21 protein-coding genes are annotated in these 22,084 nt (G+C 70.4%); 13 read left to right on the top strand and 8 right to left on the bottom strand.

Features of this window, described 5'->3' with window-relative positions; translation table 11 throughout:
• Positions 1-38 precede the first annotated feature (38 nt).
• Positions 39-953 (top strand): hydroxymethylbilane synthase, encoded by a 915-nt coding sequence (gene hemC / locus ML342_RS04325; protein WP_240125699.1) that lies wholly within the window; start codon positions 39-41, stop codon positions 951-953.
• Positions 954-978: 25 nt separating this feature from the next.
• Here hemC and ML342_RS04320 read toward each other — a convergent pair whose 3' ends face one another.
• Positions 979-1,611, bottom strand: a complete 633-nt coding sequence (locus tag ML342_RS04320) for a DUF481 domain-containing protein (RefSeq protein ID WP_240125698.1) — start codon at positions 1,609-1,611, stop codon at positions 979-981.
• A 99-nt stretch (positions 1,612-1,710) separates the two neighbouring features.
• Here ML342_RS04320 and ML342_RS04315 point away from each other — a divergent pair, with 99 nt between their 5' ends.
• The 12 genes from ML342_RS04315 to hslU all read left to right on the top strand — a co-directional run bounded on the left by ML342_RS04315 (position 1,711) and on the right by hslU (position 13,367).
• The gene (locus ML342_RS04315) at positions 1,711-2,688 is read left to right on the top strand and encodes a helix-turn-helix transcriptional regulator (RefSeq protein ID WP_240125697.1); all 978 of its coding nucleotides are present in this window, start codon (positions 1,711-1,713) and stop codon (positions 2,686-2,688) included.
• Positions 2,685-3,620 carry a patatin-like phospholipase family protein gene (locus ML342_RS04310; protein ID WP_240125696.1) on the top strand — a complete coding sequence of 312 codons (936 nt, stop codon included), beginning with the start codon at positions 2,685-2,687 and terminating at the stop codon, positions 3,618-3,620. Before ML342_RS04315 ends, ML342_RS04310 begins: the two co-directional genes overlap by 4 nt.
• Before the next feature lie 74 nt (positions 3,621-3,694).
• Positions 3,695-3,934 (top strand): hypothetical protein, encoded by a 240-nt coding sequence (locus ML342_RS04305; protein ID WP_240125695.1) that lies wholly within the window; start codon positions 3,695-3,697, stop codon positions 3,932-3,934.
• Positions 3,935-4,006: 72 nt separating this feature from the next.
• Positions 4,007-6,097: a prolyl oligopeptidase family serine peptidase gene (locus ML342_RS04300; RefSeq protein WP_240125694.1), complete on the top strand. Its 2,091-nt coding sequence runs from the start codon at positions 4,007-4,009 to the stop codon at positions 6,095-6,097.
• Positions 6,098-6,153: 56 nt separating this feature from the next.
• On the top strand, positions 6,154-8,277 hold the full coding sequence (locus tag ML342_RS04295) for a S9 family peptidase (protein WP_240125693.1): 2,124 nt from the start codon (positions 6,154-6,156) through the stop codon (positions 8,275-8,277).
• Positions 8,278-8,302: 25 nt separating this feature from the next.
• Positions 8,303-8,683: a YbaN family protein gene (locus ML342_RS04290; protein WP_240125692.1), complete on the top strand. Its 381-nt coding sequence runs from the start codon at positions 8,303-8,305 to the stop codon at positions 8,681-8,683.
• A 13-nt stretch (positions 8,684-8,696) separates the two neighbouring features.
• Positions 8,697-8,825 (top strand): LPS translocon maturation chaperone LptM, encoded by a 129-nt coding sequence (lptM, locus tag ML342_RS04285; RefSeq protein WP_240125691.1) that lies wholly within the window; start codon positions 8,697-8,699, stop codon positions 8,823-8,825.
• A gap of 11 nt (positions 8,826-8,836) precedes the next feature.
• Positions 8,837-9,667, top strand: coding sequence for a diaminopimelate epimerase (gene dapF, locus ML342_RS04280; protein WP_240125690.1), 831 nt, complete (start codon positions 8,837-8,839; stop codon positions 9,665-9,667).
• Entirely contained in the window at positions 9,664-10,350 is a 687-nt protein-coding gene (locus ML342_RS04275; protein ID WP_240125689.1) for a DUF484 family protein, read from the top strand. Before dapF ends, ML342_RS04275 begins: the two co-directional genes overlap by 4 nt.
• Positions 10,351-10,380: 30 nt before the next feature.
• Positions 10,381-11,250, top strand: a complete 870-nt coding sequence (xerC, locus tag ML342_RS04270; RefSeq protein WP_240125688.1) for a tyrosine recombinase XerC — start codon at positions 10,381-10,383, stop codon at positions 11,248-11,250.
• Between the two features lie 79 nt (positions 11,251-11,329).
• Positions 11,330-11,881: an ATP-dependent protease subunit HslV gene (hslV, locus tag ML342_RS04265; protein ID WP_240125687.1), complete on the top strand. Its 552-nt coding sequence runs from the start codon at positions 11,330-11,332 to the stop codon at positions 11,879-11,881.
• 115 nt (positions 11,882-11,996) lie between these two features.
• Positions 11,997-13,367, top strand: a complete 1,371-nt coding sequence (hslU, locus tag ML342_RS04260; protein WP_240125686.1) for an ATP-dependent protease ATPase subunit HslU — start codon at positions 11,997-11,999, stop codon at positions 13,365-13,367.
• Between the two features lie 24 nt (positions 13,368-13,391).
• Here hslU and ML342_RS04255 read toward each other — a convergent pair whose 3' ends face one another.
• The 7 genes from ML342_RS04255 to ML342_RS04225 form a co-directional block, all read right to left on the bottom strand.
• A complete protein-coding gene (locus ML342_RS04255) occupies positions 13,392-13,994 on the bottom strand; it encodes a YbhB/YbcL family Raf kinase inhibitor-like protein (RefSeq protein WP_240125685.1) in 603 nt (200 codons plus the stop codon).
• Positions 13,981-15,057 carry a YheT family hydrolase gene (locus ML342_RS04250; protein ID WP_240125684.1) on the bottom strand — a complete coding sequence of 359 codons (1,077 nt, stop codon included), beginning with the start codon at positions 15,055-15,057 and terminating at the stop codon, positions 13,981-13,983. The genes ML342_RS04255 and ML342_RS04250 overlap by 14 nt, the downstream gene beginning before the upstream one ends.
• 2 nt (positions 15,058-15,059) lie before the next feature.
• Entirely contained in the window at positions 15,060-15,839 is a 780-nt protein-coding gene (locus tag ML342_RS04245) for a lysophospholipid acyltransferase family protein (protein ID WP_240125683.1), read from the bottom strand.
• A 54-nt stretch (positions 15,840-15,893) separates the two neighbouring features.
• A complete protein-coding gene (locus tag ML342_RS04240) occupies positions 15,894-16,334 on the bottom strand; it encodes a hotdog fold thioesterase (RefSeq protein WP_240125682.1) in 441 nt (146 codons plus the stop codon).
• Positions 16,335-16,417: 83 nt separating this feature from the next.
• The gene (locus ML342_RS04235; protein WP_240125681.1) at positions 16,418-18,421 is read right to left on the bottom strand and encodes a phospholipase D-like domain-containing protein; all 2,004 of its coding nucleotides are present in this window, start codon (positions 18,419-18,421) and stop codon (positions 16,418-16,420) included.
• 4 nt (positions 18,422-18,425) lie between these two features.
• Positions 18,426-18,899, bottom strand: coding sequence for a SixA phosphatase family protein (locus ML342_RS04230; protein ID WP_240125680.1), 474 nt, complete (start codon positions 18,897-18,899; stop codon positions 18,426-18,428).
• Positions 18,900-19,182: 283 nt separating this feature from the next.
• On the bottom strand, positions 19,183-22,083 hold the full coding sequence (locus ML342_RS04225; protein ID WP_240125679.1) for an ATP-binding protein: 2,901 nt from the start codon (positions 22,081-22,083) through the stop codon (positions 19,183-19,185).
• Between the last annotated feature and the right edge of the window lies 1 nt (position 22,084).

Below are 22,084 nucleotides of genomic sequence, written 5' to 3'. Positions count from 1 at the left end.
GGCGGGCAGCAACCGCGACGGCGGGCGATAATCCGCGCATGACCCGCCTGCGCATCGCCACCCGTAAGAGCCCGCTCGCCCTGTGGCAGACCGAGCACGTCGCCGCCCGCCTGCAACAGGCGCACCCCGGCCTTGCGATCGAACTGGTCCCGCTGAGCACCCGCGGCGACGAGATCCTCGACCGCTCGCTGGCGGCGATCGGCGGCAAGGGCCTGTTCCTGAAGGAGCTGGAGCTGGCAATCTTGCGCTCTGAGGCCGACTGCGCGGTGCATTCGCTCAAGGACGTGCCGATGCAGCTGGAGCCGGGCTTCGCGCTGGGCGCGATCCTGCCCCGCCACGACCCGGCCGATGCCTTCGTCAGCCCGCGCTTCGCGGACTTGGCGGCATTGCCGGCGGGCGCGCGGGTCGGCACCTCCTCGCTGCGCCGGCAGGCGCAGCTGCGCGCGCTGCGCCCCGACCTCGAACTGCGCGACCTGCGCGGCAACGTCAACACCCGCCTGGCCAGGCTCGATGCCGGCGACTACGACGCGATCGTGCTGGCCTGCGCCGGACTGGAGCGTCTCGGGCTGGGTGCGCGCGTGCGCTCCCGGCTGAGCGCGCCGGACTGGCTGCCGGCGCCGGCGCAGGGCGCGATCGCGATCGAATGCCGCGCCGACGATGCCGCCACCCTGGCGCTGTGCGCGGCGCTGGATGATCCGCCCACCCGCGCCTGCGTGGAGGCCGAGCGTGCGATGAACCGCGCCCTGCATGGCAGCTGCCACGTGCCGGTGGCGGCGCTGGCGACCCTGCACGGCACCCGCCTGCAGTTGCAGGGGCTGGTCGGCAGCGCCGACGACGGCCGGCAAGTGCGGGCGCAGGCGGAAGGCGCGGCGGACGCGCCGGAGGCGCTCGGGCAGGCGGTCGCGCAGGCGCTGCTGGCGCAGGGCGCGCGCGCGCTGCTCGACGTCGGCTGAGGCCACCGCGTCCGCGGCACCTGCTTCAGAACGCGTACTTCAGCTTCACGGTGGCGTCGGTCTGATCGCGCCCGGCCAGGTCGCGGTCGCGGCGCAGCTCGACGCCGGAGCTCAGGGTCAGCGCCGGCCGCAACTGCACGTTCAGCAGCAGGCTGTTGCGCAGGAACGCGCCGCGCTGCCCGGCTTCCAGCCGGGTCACCTGCGATAGCCGCGCGCGCTGCCCCAACGCCTGACTCCATTCCAGCTGGCCGCGCAGGATCGGACCGGTGCCGGCGATGCCATCGTCGGCATACGGCTTCAGGCGATAGCCGGTATCCAGCGCCAGCTTCACGCTGGTGGCGCGCGTCTGCAGCGCCTGCAGGCCGTACTGCATGCCCACCCGCGCATTGCTGCCCTGCGCCTTCACCCAGTCGCGGGCAGTGCCGGGCACGTGCAGGCGGCCACCGCCGCCGGGCAGGTCGTCCGGGCCGACCCGGCGCTGGCCGCGTGGAATCTCCGGCATCGCCTCCACCACCCATTCTCCGTTCACGCAGCGCGGCGCAAGACAGGCCGGTGGATCGAGCAGACGTTGCGCCACCTCCGGCTGCAGCACCGGCAACGGGGGAGCGGCGAGGGCGGTCGGCGGTGCGGCCAGCACCAGCCATAACAGCGGTGGCATGCGACGCGCGACGGACGGAAACTGCCGGTGAGTCTAGCGAATCCACGACCACCTGCCACTGAGCCCCGCGCCCACTGCCGGCTGCCGCATAATCCAGGCATGGACCGCTACGAACGCATCATCGCCCTGGATCGTCACCTGCGCGCCGCGCGCCGGCCGGTGACCGTCGCCTATCTGCAGGACGCCCTGGGCTGCTCGCGCGCCACCGTGTACCGCGATATCGCGTTCCTGCGCGATGCGCTGATGGCGCCGGTGATCGGCGACGGCGAGGCCGGCTTTCTCTACGACAAGGCCGAGGCCGAGCGCTTCGAGCTGCCGGGACTGTGGCTGAGCTCGGAGGAGCTGCACGCGCTGCTGGCCGCGCAGCAGCTGCTGGCGCGCAGCAGCGGCGGCATGCTGTCGTCGGCGCTGGCGCCGCTGCAGCAGCGGGTGGAGAAGCTGCTGGAGGCGCAGTCCGGCGGCAAGCGCTGGCCCCTGGAGCGGGTGCGGGTGATTCCTCACCGTGGCCGGCGGATGGACGAGCACGTGTTCCGGATCGTCGCCTCGGCGGTGCTGGACCGGCATCAGCTGGCGTTCGACTACCGCGCGCGCACCACCGACGAGACGACCCGGCGACGGGTCAGCCCGCAGCGGCTCACCCACTACCGCGACAACTGGTACCTCGACGCCTGGGACGAGGACCGCGACGCTCTGCGCAGCTTCTCGATCGACCGCATCGCCAGTCCGCGCCGGCTCGACGAGGCCGCGCGCGACGTGGACGAAGCAACCCTGGATGCGCACCTGGCCGCCGGCTACGGCATCTTTTCCGGCCCGCCCAAGGGCTGGGCCACCATCCGCTTCTCGGCCAAGGCTGCGCGCTGGGTGGCGGACGAGCGCTGGCATTCGCAGCAGCAGGGCCGCTTCTTACCGGACGGGCGCTACGAGCTGAAGCTGCCGTATTCGGTGCCGCGCGAGCTGCTGATGGACGTGCTGCAATATGGCGCCGACGCCGAAATCGTGGAGCCGCGCGCCCTGCGCGAGCAGCTGCGCGCGCACCTGCAGCTGGCACTCTCGAACCATCAGGACGACGAGGCATGAGCGATCCCGCATCGGCTCCCGCGCCCGCCACCCCACCGCAGCAGGCCGTTGCGCTCGCCCTCGGCGGTGGCGGCGCGCGCGGTCTGGCGCAGATCGGCGTGATCGAGGTGCTGCAGGCGCATGGGCTGTACATCGAGGCCGTCGCCGGCACTTCGTGCGGCGCGCTGGTCGGCGGGGCATTCGCGGCCGGCAAGCTGGAACTGTTGCGCGACTGGATGTGCCGCACCTCGCGTAACGAAATGCTGCGCCTGCTGGACCCCGGTCTCGGCCGGCCGGCGATGTTTACCGGCAGCCGCCTGGTGCAAACCCTGCGCGCCTTGATCGGTGAGCCGCGGATCGAGGACCTGCCGCTCGATTTCACCGCGGTGGCGGTGGACCTGTACCGGCAGCGCGAGGTGTGGCTACGCCAGGGCGATCTCTGGGATGCCCTGCGCGCCTCGTTCGCGATCCCCGGCATCTTCACCCCGCTGATGATGGGCGAAATGGCGCTGGTGGATGGCGGGCTGCTGTCGCCACTGCCGATCACTGCAGCGCGCCTGTTCGGTTCGCGGCGGGTGATCGCCGTCGATCTCAACGGCTTTCCGCCGGTGCGTCAGGATCTGCCCGACCACGAACGCGCCGCACTCGAGCGAGCCGAACCCGGGCGAGCCGAACCCGAGCCGGGGCTGCTCAGCCGCTGGCTGGAGATGCGGCTTGGCGAAGACAGCCGTGCCGGCACACGCCAACGACTGGGCCTGGCCGATGTCGTGGCGCGCGCACTGGACACCATGCAGGGGCGCATCTCGCGCGTGCAGCTGGCGCTGGATCCGCCCGACCTGCTGATCCAGATCCCGCGCGATGCCTGCCTGTTCTATGAGTTCTGGCGCGCCTCCGAGCTGATCGACATCGGCCGCCGCGAGGCGGAGAAGGCGCTGGCGGCGGCCGGATTCTGAGCAGCGGTGGGCGGTCGCAATCCGTGAGATGGCAGCGCGGCAGCCTGTGCGTCATCGCCCACGGAGCCGCTGCCATGACCCACCGCGATCTCGATACCTGCCTGCGCCATCTGGTCATCCTTGGCACGTCGATGGTTTTGCTGCTGCCTGCCGCGCGCGGCCACAGCGCCCTGTTCGGTTGGCACCCGCTGTGGCTGGTGGGGATGCCGCTGGCGGCCTGGTGGAGCCTGCGCGGGTGCCCCTTGCCGCGGCCTTCGCTGCGTCTGCCGCGACCGCGGCGCGCGCAGGCGCGGCGGCTGGCGCGGCGCCGCTGAACCTTGCGTTCATCGACGCACGTGGGCCTGTGCTAGCGTTCGGCTCCCACGCCGAACGGAAGATTCCTGCGTATGTCCCAGCTTACCCACGCCGCCCTGATCGCCAGCCTGGCCATGACCACCGCTGCTTCCGCGCAGACGTCGTCCGGTGACGATCCCTACCTCTGGCTGGAAGACGTACACGGGGCCAAGGCGCTGGACTGGGTGCGCGAACGCAACGCCAGGACCGAAGCCGAGATCGCCGGCACCCCCGCGTTCAAGGTGCTGGAGGGGCAGATCCGCGCGATCCTCGATTCCGATGCCAAGATCCCTTCGGTCGAGAAGATCGGCGCCTACTACTACAACTTCTGGAAGGACGCCGAGCATCCGCGCGGCCTGTGGCGGCGCACCACCCTGGAGGAATACCGCAAGCCCGCGCCGCGCTGGGAGACGGTGCTCGACCTCGACGCGCTGAACGCCGCCGAAGGCACCCAGTGGGTCTGGCACGGCGCCGACTGCCTGCGTCCGAAATACGAGCGCTGCCTGATCGCGCTCTCGCCCGGCGGCTCGGATGCCGACGTCACCCGCGAGTTCGACCTCACCACCAAGCAGTTCGTCAAGGACGGCTTCTTCCGCCCGGAGGCCAAGGGCGGGCTGGCCTGGATCGACGAAGACACCGTGTACGTGTACACCGACTTCGGCCCTGGCAGCCTGACGAGCTCCAGCTATCCGCGGATCGTCAAGCAGTGGAAGCGCGGCACTCCGCTGGCGGCGGCCAGCGTCGTGTACGAGGGCAAACCGGACGACATGTATATCGCGGCCCTGCGCGACCACACGCCGGGCTACCAGCGCGATTTCGTCAGCCGCACCCTGGCCTTCTACAACGATGAACTGTATCTACGCGACGAGAACGGCCGGCTGCGCAAGATCGACGCGCCCAACAGCGCGCAGAAGAGCGTGCACAAGGACTGGCTGCTGCTGGAGCTGCGCGAGCCCTACACCGCAGGTGGCAAGACCTATCCGGCAGGCGCGCTGATCGCCACCCGCTTCGATGACTTCATGGCCGGCAAGCGCGACTTCAGCGCGCTGTTCGAGCCGACCGACAAGGCCGCGCTGGCCGGCTACACGTGGACCAAGGACCATCTGATCCTCAACGTGATGGAGGACGTCAAGAACCGCCTGTCGGTGTTGACGCCCGGCAAGGCCGGATGGACGGCTTCGGCCTTCGTCGGCGCGCCGGCGATCGGCAGCGTGAGCGTGAGCGCGGTCGATCCGGACGCCAGCAACGCGGTGTGGCTGACCGCCACCGATTTCCTCACCCCCACCACGCTCTCGCTGGCCGAGGTCGGCAAGGCGCCCGAGGTGCTGAAGTCCAATCCCGCCTTCTTCGACGCCAGCCGCGACGTGATCGAGCAGCACTTCGCCACCAGCCAGGACGGCACCCGCGTGCCTTACTTCCTGGTGCGACCGAAGGATTTGAAGTTCGACGGCCAGGCGCCGACCCTGCTGTACGGCTACGGCGGCTTCGAGATCTCGATGACGCCAACCTATTCCGGCGCGATCGGCAAGGGCTGGCTGGAGAAAGGCGGGGTGTACGTGCTGGCCAACATCCGCGGCGGCGGCGAGTACGGCCCGCGCTGGCACCAGGCCGCGCTCAAGGCCAACCGCCACAAGGCCTACGAAGATTTCGCCGCGGTCGCCGACGACCTGGTGGCGCGCGGGATCACCTCGCCCGCGCACCTGGGCGCGATGGGCGGCAGCAACGGCGGCCTGCTGATGGGCAACATGCTCACCCAGTACCCGGAGAAGTTCGGCGCGATCGTGATCCAGGTGCCGCTGCTGGACATGAAGCGCTACAGCCACCTGCTGGCCGGCGCCTCGTGGATGGCCGAATACGGCGATCCCGACACCGCGGACTGGGAGTTCATCCAGACCTTCAGCCCCTACCACCTGTTCGACCCGGCGCGCACGTACCCGCCGACGCTGCTGCTGACCTCGACCAAGGACGACCGCGTGCACCCGGGGCACGCGCGCAAGATGATGGCGAAGATGGAAGCGGCCGGCAAAGACGTGCACTACTACGAGAACATCGAGGGTGGCCACGGCGGCGCCGCCGACAACGCGCAGGCCGCGCACATGGCCGCGCTGGCCTACACCTTCCTGTGGCAGCGACTGGCGCGCTGAGGCGCCGGTCGCGCGCCGTCCCCGTCTCGTCCTGCATTCGAGGTTCCGCTTCGATGATGGCTTTCCCCCCTGCCACTGCACTGCCACCTGTCGCGCCGCAGCGCCCGCACGCGGTGACCGCGCCGTTCGGCGCCACCCGCGAGGACCCCTACTACTGGCTGCGTGATGACGCGCGCCAGGATCCCGAGGTGATCGGCTACCTGCAGGCCGAGAATGCCTACGCCGACGCCGTGCTGGCGCCGCTGGCGCCGCTGCAGGAGGCGCTGTACGCCGAGTTCACCGGGCGCATCCAGCAGGACGATGCCAGCGTGCCGTTCCGCGAGCACGGCTGGTGGTATTACAGCCGCTTCGAGGCGGGCAAGGACTATCCGATCCACGCCCGCCGTGCGGACGGTGCGGGCGTGGACGCGACGAGCATTCTCGCTGCCAACGCCGCCGGCGACTTCCGAGGTGAGCAGGTGCTGCTGGATGTGAACGCGCTCGCCGCGGGGCACGCCTACTACAGCATCGGCAGCTACGAAGTCAGCCCGGACGGCCGCCTGCTGGCCTGGACCGAGGACACCAACGGCCGCCGCCAGTACGTGATCCGCCTGCGCGATCTCGAGAGCGGGCAGGTGCTGCCGGATGTCATCTCCGGCGTCGCGCCGGAGCTGGTCTGGGCCGCCGACTCGCGCACTCTGGTGTACGTCGAAAACGATCCCGAGACCCTGCTCAGCAAGCGCGTCAAAGCGCACAGGCTCGGCGACACCCCGGCGACGGATGCCCTGCTGTACGAGGAAGCGGACGACAGCTACTACCTCGGGATCGCCCGCAGCCGCGATGAGCGCTACCTCTTGGTCCATGCCAGCAGCACGGTGTCCGACGAAGTGCGCTATGCGCCGCTGCAGGCGCCGCACGCGCTGCGCGTGCTGTGCCCACGCGAGCGCGGCCTGGAATACGACGCCGATCATCTCGGCGGGCGCTGGGTGATCCGCACCAACGCCGACGGCGCGACCAACTTCAAGCTGGTCACCGCCACCGACGAGGCCACTACGCGCGCGCACTGGCAGCCCTTGGCGGCGCACAGCGAGGAGGTCTTCATCGACGATTTCGCGCTGTTCACCGATTTCATCGCGATCGCCGAGCGCGCCCAGGCCCAGCAGCGTCTGCGTATCCTGCATGCAGATGGCCGCAGCACCCTGATCGCGGTGGACGAGCCGGCCTACGCGATCGAGCTGGCGATCAACAGCGAGCCGGACACCCCGTGGCTGCGCTACACCTACACCTCGCTCACCACCCCGGCCACGGTGTACGAGACGAACGTGCACACCGGCGAGCGCCGTCTGCTCAAGCGCCAGCCGGTGCCAGGCTACGACCCGGCGCAGTACGTCACCGAGCGCCTGTGGGCGACGGCGCGCGACGGCAGCCGCATCCCGGTGTCGGTGGTGTACCGCAAGGATTTCTGCAAGGACGGCCGCGGCGCGCTGCTGCAATACGGCTACGGCAGCTACGGGCTGTCGATCGACCCGACGTTCTCGCCGACCGTGATCAGCCTGCTCGACCGTGGCATGGCCTATGCCATCGCCCACATCCGCGGCGGCCAGGAACTGGGGCGGCGCTGGTATGAAGATGGCAAGCTGCTGAACAAGCGGAACACCTTCACCGACTTCATCGACGTCACCGATTTTTTGGTGCAACAGGGCTATGCCGCGCCCGACCGGGTGGCCGCCTACGGCGGCAGCGCCGGCGGTCTGCTGATGGGCGCGATCGCGAACATGGCGCCGGAGAAGTACCGGGTGATCCTGTCGCAGGTGCCGTTCGTGGACGTGGTGACGACCATGCTCGACCCCAGCATCCCGCTGACCACCAACGAGTACGACGAGTGGGGCAACCCGGAGCAGCCGGAGTACTACCGGTACATGCTGTCCTACTCGCCCTACGACAACCTGCGCGCGCAGGCGTATCCGGCGATGTTCGTCGGCACCGGGCTGTGGGATTCGCAGGTGCAGTACTGGGAGCCGGCCAAGTACGTGGCGCGGCTGCGCACGCTGGACACTTCCGGGCGGCCGCTGGTGTTCCGCACCAACATGGACGCCGGCCACGGCGGCAAGTCCGGGCGCTTCCGCCGCTACCGCGAGCTGGCCGAAATGTACGCTTTCCTGCTGGCGCAACTGGGCGTCGATGATGGCGCCCGCGCATGACGACCCTCCGCCGGCCACACAGATCATGCCGGTGACGCGCTGGCTGTGGGCGCTGCTGGCGTGGGTCAGTCTGCTGCTGGGCATCCTCGGCGCGCTGCTGCCGGTGATGCCGACGGTGCCGTTCATCCTGGTCTCGGCGTTTGCCGCCGCGCGCGGCTCGCAGCGCCTGCGCGCCTGGCTGCTGCGGCATCCGCAGTTCGGCCGCGCGATCCTGGACTGGGAGCGCGACGGCAGCGTGAGCCGGCGCGCCAAATGGCTGGCCACGGTGATGATGGCGGCCTCTGCTCTCGGCGTCTGGTTCACCGCGCCACGCCCATGGATGGCAGCGGCGGTGGATGCGGTGATGGCGCTGGTGCTGCTCTGGCTGTGGCGGCGCCCGGAGCCGCGACAGCCGCACGCGCGCTGAGTACACTGCGGACATGATCCGACGCTTCGCTCTGCTCCTGCTCGCCTCCTGCCTGCTCGCTGGCTGCGGCAACAAGGGGGCGCTGGTGCTGCCGGACAAACCGGCATCGCCATCCCCCGACGCGGCTCCCGCAAGCGGCTGAGTGCGACCGCCATGCATTTCTGGAAGATGCACGGCGCCGGCAACGACTTCGTCGTGCTGGATCTGCGCGACGGCCGCGCCCCGCCTTCGCCCGATGAATGCGCGCGGATCGCCGACCGTCACTTCGGCATCGGCTGCGACCAGCTGCTGACGATCGAACCGGCGCGCACGCCGCAGGCGGTAGCCTCCTATCGCATTTGGAATGCGGATGGCAGCGTGGCCGGCCAGTGTGGCAACGGCGCGCGCTGCGTCGCGGCCTGGCTGGTGCGTGTGAACGCGGCGCCGGCGCAAGCGGCCTTCATGATCGAAAGCCCGGCCGGGCGGCACCCGGTGGAGCGCGACGCGCAGGGCCGCTTCGTGATCGACATGGGCGCGCCGCGCTTTTCCCCGGCGGACATCCCGCTACGCGGCTTTACACAGGCGCAGGCGACCTATCCGCTGCAGCTGGACGGCCACACGCTTGCCGTCGGCGCCGTTTCGATGGGCAACCCGCATGCGCTGCTGGAAGTGGACGCGGTGGACGCCGCGGACGTCGCCGGCATCGGCGCGGCCCTGCAGCGACACCCGGCGTTTCCGCAGTCGGTCAACGTCGGCTTCGCCCAGGTGCTGGCGCCCGACCGCCTGCGCCTGCGGGTGTATGAACGCGGCGCCGGCGAAACCCTGGCCTGCGGCAGCGGCGCCTGCGCCGCGGTGGCGATCCTGAAGCGTCGCGGCCGCGTGCGCGCGGCCGACGGCGTGACGGTCGCGCTGGCGGGCGGGGAGCTGCACATCCGGCAACGTGCCGACGGCCACCTGTGGATGGCCGGCCCGGCCGCATTCGTCTTCGAAGGAGACATCCCGTGAGCAAGGAGTTCGACGGCATCACCGAGAAGCTGAGCGCGCACGAAGTGGCGGCCTGGCTGCGCCGGCATCCCACCTTTCTGCAGCAGTTCCCGGATCTCGCGCTGGCGCTGGTGGTGCCGCGTGAGAACGGCCCGGCGGCATCGCTGGCCAGCTACCAGCTGGAGATCCTGCGCGACAAGAACCGCGAGCTCACCCGCCGCCTGCACGAACTGTTCGCCAACGCCCAGGAAAACGAGCGGCTGGCCGTGCGCATGCATCAACTGACGCTGGCCCTGATGAAGCAGCGCACCGCTGCGGATACCTGGCGCGCGCTGGTGGCCAGCCTGCGCGAGGACTTCCAGAGCGACCTGGTGCGGGTGGTCGCATTCCATCCGGTGGCCGGGCTGGAGGATGCCGACTGGCTGCAGGTGATCGCCGAGGACGATCCGCGCCTGGCCGGCTTCCGCGACCTGCTGGCCAGCGGCGATCCGGTCTGCGGCCGCCTGCAGCCGGACAAGCACGCGCTGCTGTACGGCGCGCGCGCGGGCGAAGTGCAAAGCTCGGCGCTGCTGTCGCTGCATGGGATCGGCCTGGTGGCCGTGGGCAGCTTCGACCCAAACCGCTTCTTCCCGGGCATGGGCACGCTGTTCCTGCGCATGCTGGGCGAGGCGCTGACGACGGCGCTGCGGCGATTCGACGGCTGAGACCGGCACCAGCCCGACAGGCAACCCGCGATGAGCGCGATCGACGAGTTCCTGGCCTATCTTGCGGTCGAGAAACGGGCCTCCGCGCATACCCTCGACGCCTACCGGCGCGATCTGGCCGCGCTCGCGCAGTGGGCCGGCGAACGCGACGTGCTGGCGCTGGAGGAGGCCGACATCCGCGCCTTCGTCGCCGCCGAGCATCGCCGCGGACTGTCCCCGAAATCGCTGCAGCGGCGGCTGTCGGCCTGCCGCAGCCTGTACCGCTGGCTGCTGCGGCATGGCCGCATCGCACGCGACCCCTGCGCCGGCATCCGTGCGCCCAAAGCCGCGCGCAAGCTGCCGCAGGTGCTCGACGTGGACGAGGCGGTGCAGCTGGTGACGCTGCCCACCGATGCGCCGCTGGGCCTGCGTGATCGCGCTCTGCTGGAGCTGCTGTATTCCTCCGGCCTGCGCCTGTCGGAAGTCTGTGCGCTGCGCTGGCAGGACCTGGATTTCGACAGCGGACTGGTCACGGTGCTCGGCAAGGGCCGCAAGCAGCGCATCGTGCCGGTCGGCTCGCACGCACGCGCGGCCCTGCTGGCCTGGCGCGACGATAGCGGCGGCGCCGCGGACGGCTTCGTCTTCCCCGGGCGCGGCGGCGCGCGCATCAGCGGGCGCGCGATCCAGCTGCGGCTCAAGCAGCTGGCGCAGCGCCAGGGCATGTTCAAGCGCATCCATCCGCACCTGCTGCGGCACAGTTTCGCCAGCCACGTGCTGGAATCCTCCGGCGACCTGCGCGGCGTGCAGGAGCTGCTGGGGCACGCCGACATCAGCACCACCCAGATCTACACCCACCTCGATTTCCAGCACCTTTCGAAGGTGTACGACGCCGCGCATCCGCGCGCGCGCCGCAAGCGCTGATGCCGACGCCTGAGTGCCCGCGCTTGAATGGCCGCCGCCTCACCCCCACATCTCCTACTCGCGCCCCAAGGAGATTGCGATGGATCCCAGCCAGAACCCGCACGTGTTCCACGCCACCACCATCGTCTCGGTGCGCCGTAACGGCCAGGTGGTGATCGCCGGTGATGGTCAGGTCACGCTCGGCCACACGGTGATGAAGGCCAACGCGCGCAAGGTGCGCCGGCTCGGCAAGGACGGCCGCGTGCTGGCCGGGTTCGCCGGCGCCGCGGCGGATGCGTTCACCCTGTTCGAGCTGTTCGAAGCCAAGCTGGAGAAGCATGGCCAACTCACCCGCGCGGCGGTGGAGATGGCCAAGGATTGGCGCACCGAACGCCGCTTCGGCAAGCTCGAAGCGCTGCTGGCGGTGGCCGACGCCGACACCTCGCTGGTGATCTCCGGCACCGGCGATGTGATCGAGCCGGAGGACGGCCTGATCGCGATCGGCTCCGGCGGCATGTACGCGCTGTCCGCCGCGCGCGCGCTGCTGGCGCATACCCAGCTCGACGCCAGGGCCATCGCCACCGAGGCGCTGAACATCGCTGGCGACATCTGCATCTACACCAACCGCAACATCGTGGTGGAGCAGCTTTGACCCACCGCCAGGAATCCAGCGGGCGCCGTACTGAGGGTGACCCGATCAACCAAGCGAGTATCGGGGAGCGACTTGATCGGGTCACCCCCAGTACGGCGCAACCGAGAAACCAACGATGACCGATTCCTCCTCCATGACCCCGCGCGAGATCGTCGCGGAACTCGACCGCCACATCGTCGGCCAGCACGCCGCCAAGCGCGCGGTGGCGATCGCCCTGCGCAACCGCTGGCGACGCGCGCAGCTGCCGCCGGAGCTGCGCAACGAGGTGATGCCCAAAAATATCCTGATGATCGGTCCCACCGGCGTGGGCAAGACCGAGATCGCGCGCCGCCTGGCCACCCTCGCCAACGCGCCGTTCGTGAAGGTGGAGGCCACCCGCTTCACCGAGGTCGGCTACGTCGGCAAGGACGTGGAGCAGATCATCCGCGATCTGGCCGACGTCGCGGTCAAGCAGCAGCGCGAGCGCGCCAAGCAGCGCGTGCGCACGCAGGCCGAGGCGCGCGCCGAGGAACGCATCCTGGATGCCCTGCTGCCCAGGCGCGAGGCGCCGCCCACATTCGGCTTCAATCCCGCCACCACCACGGTGGACATCGCTGCCGAGCCGTCGGCGCAGGACTCCTCGACCCGCCAGAAGCTGCGCCGGCAGCTGCGCGATGGCGCGCTGGACGCACGTGAGATCGAGCTCGACCTCAGCATGAACGTGGGCGTGGACATCCTGGCGCCGCCCGGCATGGAGGAAATGGGCCAGCAGCTGCGCCAGATGTTCGCCCAGCTCTCTGGCAGCAAAACCCATAAGAAGCGCATGAGCATCGCCGCCGCGCGTCCGTTGCTGATCGAAGAGGAAGCGGCCAAGCTGATCAACGAGGACGACGTGCGCGAGGCCGCGATCGAAGCCTGCGAGCAGCACGGCATCGTCTTCATCGACGAAATCGACAAGGTCGCCAAGCGCAGTGAAGGCTATGGTGCCGATGTCTCCCGCGAGGGGGTGCAGCGCGACCTGCTGCCGCTGGTGGAGGGCAGCACCGTGAGCACGAAATACGGGCCGGTGAAGACCGACCACATTCTGTTCATCGCCAGCGGCGCGTTCCACCTGGCCAAGCCATCCGACCTGATCCCCGAGCTGCAGGGCCGGTTTCCGATCCGGGTGGAGCTCACCGCGCTGGGCAAGGAGGAGTTCGTGCGCATCCTGACCGAACCGAAGGCGGCGCTGATCACCCAATACCAGGCATTGCTGGCCACCGAGGGCGTGACGCTGACGTTCACCGATGCCGCGATCGAACGCATCGCCGAGATTGCCGCGCAGGTCAACGAGCGCCAGGAAAACATCGGCGCGCGGCGCCTGCACACGGTGCTGGAGCGGCTGCTGGAAACCCTGAGCTTCGAGGCGCCCGACAAGAGCGGCAGCGTCAGCATCGACCGCGCCGACGTGGACGCGCGCCTGGGCGCGCTGGTGCAGGATCCGGACCTGAGCCGCTACATCCTGTGAGCGCCGCCGCGCGCCGCGCCGGGATCAGCGGTGCAGGCTGTAGGTGCCGTAGATGGCGGCCTCGGCCAGCACATGGCCGTGCATCGCGCGCAGCACGTCGGCGGCGGTGAACGGCTGCGTCAGCCCGAGGCTGGGCACATTCAGCGCGAACAGGCGGAAGAAATAGCGATGCTCGCGTAGGTCGTGCGCGGGCGGATACGGGCCGTCATAGCCGAAATACTGCCCGCCCATGTCCGGATCGCCCGCGAACCAGCCGGTGTAGTCGTTCAGCCCGCGCATCCCGCCAGCATCCCGCCCGGCCGACTTGCCGCGGGCGGTGACGCCGTCGCTGCAGCTGCCCGCGGAAATCTCGCGCACGTCGGCGGGGATGTCGGCCACCACCCAATGCACGAAATCGCCGCGCGGATGCGCGACCGGAATCGGAGTGGAGGCATCCGCCACCAGTGCTGGATCGGTCGGCGCATCCGGGTCGATGCACAGCAGCGCGAACGACTGCGTGCCGGCCGGCACCGCGTCCCAGGCCAGATGCGGATTGCGGTTGCCGCCGAAACCGCCACCGGGCGCGCCCATGGCGAACTCCGCAGAAAGTGGCTGGCGATGCTCGAAACTGTCGCTACGCAGATGCATGGTCATACTCTCCGTCGGGATCACACGGGTCGGGATCACCCGCCGATTCTACGGCGGGATCGCGCGCATCCAGCGCCGCCAGGAAGCGCGCGGCCACCCAGCGCTCGCTGTAGCCGTCCAGGCTGGCGCGTTCGATGAAGCCGCAGTGGCCGCCGTGCGCGGCCAGCTCCAGGCGCACGTTCGGGAACGCCGCGATGTGGTGGAACTCCTCCAGTGGAATCACCGGATCGTCCGCCGCCATCAGGATGTCCGCCGGCACCGGCAGCGCGCGCAGGCGCTCGCCGGCCACCGAATAGCCGTCGAAATAGGCGGCCAGCGAAGGAAACTCGGTGGCATGCCGCACCATCCAGTCGGTCAACGCGCGCATCGGCAGGCGCAGCACCGCATCGTCGAAGCCATGCGCCTGCGGGAACAGCGCGCGCTTGCGCGCCAGCGAGCGTCGCCACATGCGCTCGAAATGGCGCATGTACACCGCCGGGCCGATCTCCATGCTATCCATCGTGCGCGCCGGATCCAGCAGCGGGCAAACCACCGCCACCCCGTGCAGCGGCAACCCGGCCTGCCGCGCACGCAGGGCGAGGCGCAGGGCGAAGTTGCCGCCCAGCGAGTATCCCGCGACGAACATCGGCAGATGCGACCAGCGGGATGCGACCGCGCGCGCCGCGGCCACCACCTCGTCCAGCCGGTTGGAGTGGAACAGCCCTTCGTTCAGATGATGGGTATTGCCGTGATCGCGGAAGTTGAGCCGGAACACCGCAAAGCCCGCGCGCAGCAGTTGCGCGGCGGTCAGCCGCATGTAGCTGGAGTCGGCGCTGCCCTCCCAGCCGTGCAGCAGCAGCGCCAGCGCGCGCGGCATGCGCCCGGCCGGCACGCTGGCGATGCCGAGCAGGCGCACGCCTTCTTCCAGCTCCAATAGCGTCTGGGTATGCGTGGCCGGCACCTGGCGCAGGCGGCGCCGGGCCTGCGCTGCGCGCAGCGGGCTGGACGCCAGCAGCGACTGCAGGTGCGGGTTGCGCAGCCAGGCCGGCGGCGCATAGGCGGACCGCACCGGGGCCCGAGGCATCCTCAGCCCGCCTGCATCGCCGCCAGTACCTGCGCGCGCGCCGCCTCGGCGATGCCGCGGCGGCCATCGTGCCGGCCTGGATCTATCGGCATGGTGAAACACACGCGCACCGGCCGCGACGGCTCGCCCAGCAGGCGCAGGAAGTTGGCGGGAAAGCTCTCGCGTGGGGCGAAGGCGATGATCGTCTGCGCTTCGCATTTGCTGCCGTAGCACAGCGCCACCGGCTGCACCGGGGCATTCGCCTCCACTGCGGTCGCGAAGATGCGGGCATGGAACGGCCCCAGCGCATGCCCGTCGCGGGTTCCACCCTCGGGGAAAGCGGCCACCGCGCGACCGGCGCGCAGACGCCGCACCATTTCCGCCATCACCCGGCCCAGCGAATCTCCGTTGCCGCGCTCCAGGAACAGCGTCTCGGCATGGGTGGTGATCCAGCCCACCAGCGGCCAGCGGCGGATCTCGGACTTGGCGATGAAGCCCATCATGTGCTGCGAGTGCAGGACCACGATGTCCACCCAGCTGACGTGGTTGGCCACGAACAGGGTGCCGCCCGGCAGCGGCGCGCCTTCGCGGCGGACGCGCAGGCCGAATACCCGCAGCAGGCCGCCCGACCACCAGCGCACCATCGCGTGCGACAACCAGCCGCCGCGCCCAAGCGCGATTAGCAGGAGGGTGATCGGCAAATGGACCAGCAGGTGCCAGACCAGTAGCGGCGCGCGATAGGCATAGCGCCACACCCACACCGCGCGCGCGCGCAGGGCGGAAGATTCGGGGGACGACTTCATGGAAGGGCACGATACCCGATGCCTGGTGGCGACGGAATCACGCATCGGCGGCTCCTATCCGCGCGGCGGCGCCGGCAGCACCGCCAGGGTGATCCGGCTGATGCAGACCGCCTGCCCGCCCTCGTCCTCGATCTGGATCTCCCAGACCTGGGTGCTGCGCCCGAGATGGAACGGTCGCGCGGTGCCGATGACGGTGCCGCTGCGCACCGCGCGCAGATGGTTGGCGTTGATCTCCAGGCCCACCACCGCATTGCCGCCGGCCATCAGCATCCCGGCGCTGCTGCCCAGGGTTTCCGCCAGCGCCACCGAGGCGCCGCCGTGCAGCAGGCCGTACGGCTGCCGGGTCTGCGGCGCAACCGGCATGATCGCGCGCAGATAGCCGTCGCCCAGCTCGGTGAACACGATCCCGAGCGCCTCCATCAGCGTGCCGCGCGAACGCGCATTCAGCGCCTCCAGGGAGGCCTCCGGTGGCCAGGTGAAACTCGGAGTCTGCATGACGGGGACACCTGCACGGCGCGAGCGCGGACGGGGCAGGCAAGCATGGCATCGCTGCCGCCGCGCATGCAACGCGCACCGTCTCAAAGAATCGGCGACAGGCCCGAGCCGAACGCGGTGAACAGGCGCACGCCCAGCCACTTCAGGCCGAGGTCCACCTCCGGGAAATCGCCCACCGGGTGGTTGCAGCGGCGGAAGTCGGCGGCGAACGGGGAGGGCGGCGTGCTGGTCGGCAGGCAGCCTGGGCCGGGCACGTAATCGAAGCTGGTGGCGTACTTGCGCGGCCACAGGTCGAAGATCGGCATCCGCTCGGAGAGCTTGGCCAGGGTGTACTCCACCCCCGGCAGCAGCGGCCCCTCGTCGCGGCGGCCGATGGTCCAGGCATTGGCCGGGGCCATGTCGCGCAGGATGCTCTGCGCCAGCATGCGGGCAAAGGCGGGGTCGGCGATCACCACCGCGCTCTCGGTGTTGAGGGTGTCGCCGCGCGGATCGAAGTTGTGAGTGCCGACCACCCCCACGCGCTCGTCCACCACCATCGACTTGGCGTGCAGGCCCATGCGCAGGCCGGCGCGCTTGAGCCGCACCGGCAACCCGCCGGAGGACGCGAACGGCGACAGCCGTGCGGCCTCGCTGACCGGCTCGCTGCGCAGGCCGCGCTTGGCCAGGCGGCGCTCCAGCAGGCGGCTGCCGGAGCCGATGGCGGCCGGCGCGCCTGCGGTATCCGCCTGCTCCCCTGCGGCGGCGCCTGGCTCCGCTTCCGGTTCGCGCTCCAGCGCGGCCCCGGTCTCTCCCAGCTCGAACGGGACATCCCCCGGAAACGGCTTGAACTCGTGGATTTCGAAGCCGAAATCACGCAGGTAGCGGCGCTTGTACTTGTAGGACATCGCGTAGGCGATGAAGGCGTCGGTCGCGGCCAGGCTGTTGGTGGAGATCAGAATCCGCGGCGGCTGCGCGCGCTGGTGCAGGGCGCGGAACGCCTGCTGCGCGGGCCTGGATATCACCAGATAGGGCGTTTGCAGCAGCAGTTCGCGCTGCGCGCCCTGCACCAGCCCGAGCAGGCCGTGGCTGGCGGCCCCCACGGCCTGGTCTGCCGGCAGGTCGGCGAAGGTGTCGTCGCGGTGCTTGCCCGGCAGGTCGGCAATGAACGACACCCCGCCGACCTCCAGCGCAGGGGTCACGAAGCGCTCGTGCAGCAGCGCCGGATCATCGACCTGGGCGAGCAGCGCGCGCACCCGCTCGGGACGCCGGAACGGATGGTGCGGCGGCGTAGTCGGCGCGCCGTAGCGGCGCAGGTAGCGGGCCACATCGCCCAGACGCGCGGGTGGCACGCTGCGCGGCGAGCGCCAGAATGCCTCGAAGTTGGCCTGCATCGCCGCCACCTGCGGCCCGGCCAGCAGCAGGTCGCGGTCGCGGAAGTTGTAGTCCTCGCCCCAGTCGTAATAGTCGTCCTGGTAGTTGCGCCCGCCGACGATCCCGACCAGCCCGTCCACCACCAACAGCTTGTTGTGCATGCGCCGGTTGAGCTGGCGCCAGCAGCACAGCGAGGCGACCGCGTACATCGGCAGCGCCAGGTGCGCGCGGTCGAGCACCGGGTTGTACAGCCGCAGCTCCAAGTTGGCGTGCAGCGAAGCCAGCGCAGCCAGCGTCTCCACCTTGCGCAAGGCCGCCAGCTGGTCGATCAGGATGCGCACCTTGACCCCGCGGAAGGCAGCCGCCTCCAGCTCGTCCATCACCAGCTGGGCGGAATCGTCTTCATCGAAAATGTAGGTCTGCAGCTCGATGCTGCGGCGCGCGCTGCGGATCAGGTGGATGCGCAGCAGTAGGGCATCCGGGGCATTGTCGAGAATCAGCGCGCGGTGATGCGGGGCCTGCGCGGTGGACGCCGCCCACACCGTGCGCGCCATGTCCAGCACCGGCGAGGGCGTGGCGCAGGCATCCACGCGGGCGCAGTCCACCCGGGTGCTGCGCGCCGCCTGCGCGATTTCGGCGGCAGCGTCGCGCTGGGCGTGGCCCAACGTGGCGCAACCCGAGCACAGCAGCAGGACCAGCCAGACCGCCAGCCAGCGGCTGTCCCACGCCCGGCGCATGCGGTCACGGCCACCAGAAACGCGCCAGGCGGGCAGCGCCGGGCTCGATCGCGGCATCCATCGGGAACGCGAGCACCGCGATCGCACCCGGCGGCATCCCCCGATAGTCTCCAGACTGGCCGCTGTAGAGCAGCGCCGCCAGCCGCTCCAGCCCCGGGTTGTGGCCGACGATCAGCAGGCAGGCAGCATCGGCATGGGCATCGGCCAGCGCCGCCAGGGTACCGGGGCTGGCCTCGTAGATCGCCGGCTCCTCGCGCACGTCGCTGCAGCCCAGCTCACCCAGCGCGGCCAGGGTCTGGCGGGTGCGCAGGGCGGGCGAGCACAGCACGCGGTCGGGGCGCAGCCCATGCTGGCGCAGCCAGTCGCCGGCGGCGCGCGCTTCGGCCAGGCCGGTCGCAGACAGCGGGCGATCACGATCGTCCTGGCCGGTGGCGGCGGGCTCGGCATGAGCGTGGCGGAGCAGGATCAGTTCGCGCATCGCAAGGTATCCATGGGGAAGGAATCAGGGTTCGCCCAGCCAGTGCAGCAGAGGCGTTCTGCTGGTGCGCGCGCACCTGGGCGGAATGGTAGTCGAACGCGCTCCCGCCCGGGCCGCCAGCGCACGCAGAAGAACCGGCTGTCGCGCGGGCAGCTCCTGCACCACGCTGGGTGGCCGGTGTGGTTTCTCCGCCCACGGAACACGCCAGCCGCCGGGTCTTGATCGCACGGCTCCGAACCGGATCGCATCGCCACCGCCTATACGCCTGGCGCAGTCCGCGCGATCACCCACGCGGCGATGTCGGCACATGCTGCTGGAGCTGCTGCGCGGCGCTGCGCAGATCGGCGATCAGCGTCGGCAGCCGGGCTGCGTCGCCAGATCGTCCGGCCGCCTCCAGCGCGGCCGCGGCCGCGGCCAGCCGCTGCGCCCCCACCAGGGCGGCAGCGCCCTTGATCTTGTGCGCCTGGCGGGTCAGGGCGGACAGGTCGCCGGCCTCGTGCAGGCGCTCCAGCGCGCGCAGGTCGTCACCGGTGGTGGCGAGGAAGTCCTGCAGTATCGCGCGTACCGCGTCTGGATCGTTGCCCCCCAGCTCCGCCAGCACCGCTGCGTCCAGTACCTGCGCCGCAGCGGTCGCTGCGCCGGTTTTGGCCTGGGCGCCGTCTTCCGTGTGGATGCCTGCGTCCTGGGTCTGCTCGATGCGCGCGCCGGCGTCGGCATGCGGCAGCCAGCGCTGCAGGCAGGCGCCGAGCGCGGCGATCCCGACCGGCTTGGCCAGATAATCGTCCATGCCTGCGGCCAGGCAGCGTTCGGCCTCGCCTTTCAGCGCGGCCGCGGTGAGCGCCACGATCGGCGTGCGCGGCAGGCCGCGCCGCGCTTCTTCCTCGCGCAGCGCGCGCGCCAGGGCATACCCGTCCATCCGCGGCATATGCAGATCGACCAGCAGCAGGGCATAGCGGCCGCTGCGCCAGCGCTGCAGACCTTCCAGCCCATCCGCGGCCGTTTCCGAGGCATACCCGGCCAGCGCCAGCTGGCGCTGGATCACCTCGCGATTGGTCGCGTGATCGTCCACCAGCAAAATCAGGCGACGCTGGCGCTCGGCTTCGGCCACGCTCGGCGGCCGGCGGGAGACAACGCGACCCAGGCGCAGGCGCGCGGGCGGCGCCAGCGCCTCGGCCGGCGCGCGCGGCAGGGTGAGGTGCAACCGAATGCGGGTGCCCTTGCCGGGCGTGGACTCCATCTCGATCCGCCCGCCCATCAGCTCGGCGAGTCGGCGGCTGATCGCCAGGCCCAGCCCGGTGCCGCCAAAGCGGCGGGTGGTATCGGCCTCGGCCTGCGCGAATGGCTGAAACAGCCGCGCCTGCGCCTGCGCGCTGATGCCGATGCCGGTGTCGGCGACTTCCACCACCAGCGCATCGCTGCCCAGCGGACCCGCGTCCGCAACGCTGCTGTCGATCCCGAGACTGAGCGTCACGCGGCCCTGCGCGGTGAACTTGATCGCATTCGACAGGAAGTTGCCCACGATCTGGCGCAGGCGCACCGGATCGACCGCATAGGCAGGCGCCAGCCCCTCGGCGATCCGGCACTCCAGCACCAGCCCCTTGGCCGAGGCGGCGCCGGAATAACCAGCGGCCAGGCTGCGCACCAGTTCGGCAAGATCGGTGGGGGCCGGCTCCAGCGCCATCCGCCCGGCTTCGATCTTGGAGAAATCCAGGATGTCGCCGATGATCCGCAGCATGGTGTCGGCCGAGGTCTGGATCACTTCGAGCGCGCGCCGCTGCTCGGGATCCAGCGGGGTGTGCCCCAGCACTTCCAGCATGCCGGTGATGCCGATCATGGGCGTGCGGATTTCGTGGCTCATGGCCGCCAGGAACGCGCTCTTGGCGCGACTGGCCTCGTGCGCGCGCTGCTCGCTGTCGCGCAGGGCGCGCTCCAGGCGCTTGCGCTGGGTGAGATCGGCGGCCACTCCCAGCAGGCCGAGCAGCTCACCGGTATCGCTGCGCATCGCCGACAGCGCCAGCAACACCGGCAGGGTTCGCCCGCTCCGGTGCCGCAGCGCGAACTCGCGCGGCGGCTCGCAGTGCAGCGCCAGCGCACGCAGCGCGGTCCAGTCGGCCGGCATGGCCTGACCGTAGGCCTCACTGAGCGCGCGCGCCAACGCGCCGAGCGCCTCCGGGTCGAGGATGGCATCCAGCCGTTCGCGCCCGACCAGCGCTCCGGCCGGCCAGCCCAGCAGCTTCTCAGCGAACGGATTGACCTGCGCGAACACCCCGTTCTCGTCCACCACGAAGATCGCGGTCTGCGCCGCCTCCAGCAGCAACCGCTGGAACTGCTCGCGGCGCTCCAGCTCTACCCGCGCCCTGTCATTGCGCGCGAGCTGGTCGGTGAGCTGGGCTTCCATCCGCCGCACCTGCTCGCGCATGTGCAGAAAACTCTCCATCACCTCGCCCAGCTCGCCGCGCGGGCGAAAGCGCGGAAGGCTGGTGTAGTCGTAGCGGGCCATGTCGCGCGCCAGCTGGATCAGGCTTTCGATTCCCTGATACCCGTTGCGCAGCACGCGCCGGCCGAACAGCGCGACCAGCACGAAGCACAGCAGCAACAGCCCGATGCGCGCGCGCCCAAACCACGCCGAACGATGCAGCTCCTGTCGCACCAGCGCATCCGCGCGCGCCTGCCCGCGCAGCTGGATCTGCTCCAGCCTGGCCACCAGCGGGTCCACCGCCGGATACAGCTCATGATCCGCGAACCGGCCCAGCGCCAGGATGTCCTGGCGGCGCACGATGTCTTGCAGCTCCGCCAGCGCGCGATCCGCGCGCACACGCTCGCGCAGGGCCTGCTCCACCAGGGCGCGACTCTCGGGATCCAACGGCATCGCCTGCAGCGCCTGCCATTCGGCGGCGGCGGTGTCCTGCGCGCGCGCCAGCGTGGCCGCCGCCTGCTGCCAGTCGATCAGATAGTTGCGAGTACGAAAGGTGGTGTCCACCAGGTCCATTTCGTAGGCATTGGACAGCCGGCGGATGCGCCGCATGCCGGCCAGCACGTCGTCGCGCATCGCCACCAGCGCGCGCTCGGCCAGATACTGCTGAAACTGATCCAGCACCAGCGCCAGCGCGCCGGTGACCAGGATCAGGCCGAACAACGCGAGCAGCTGCTTGCGGATGCTGTGGCGCAGGGCGGTCAGGCGCATG

It is taken from the genome of Thermomonas alba (assembly GCF_022419205.1).
Taxonomy (GTDB): domain Bacteria; phylum Pseudomonadota; class Gammaproteobacteria; order Xanthomonadales; family Xanthomonadaceae; genus Thermomonas; species Thermomonas alba.
This window is presented reverse-complemented; position numbering and strand designations above follow the sequence as displayed.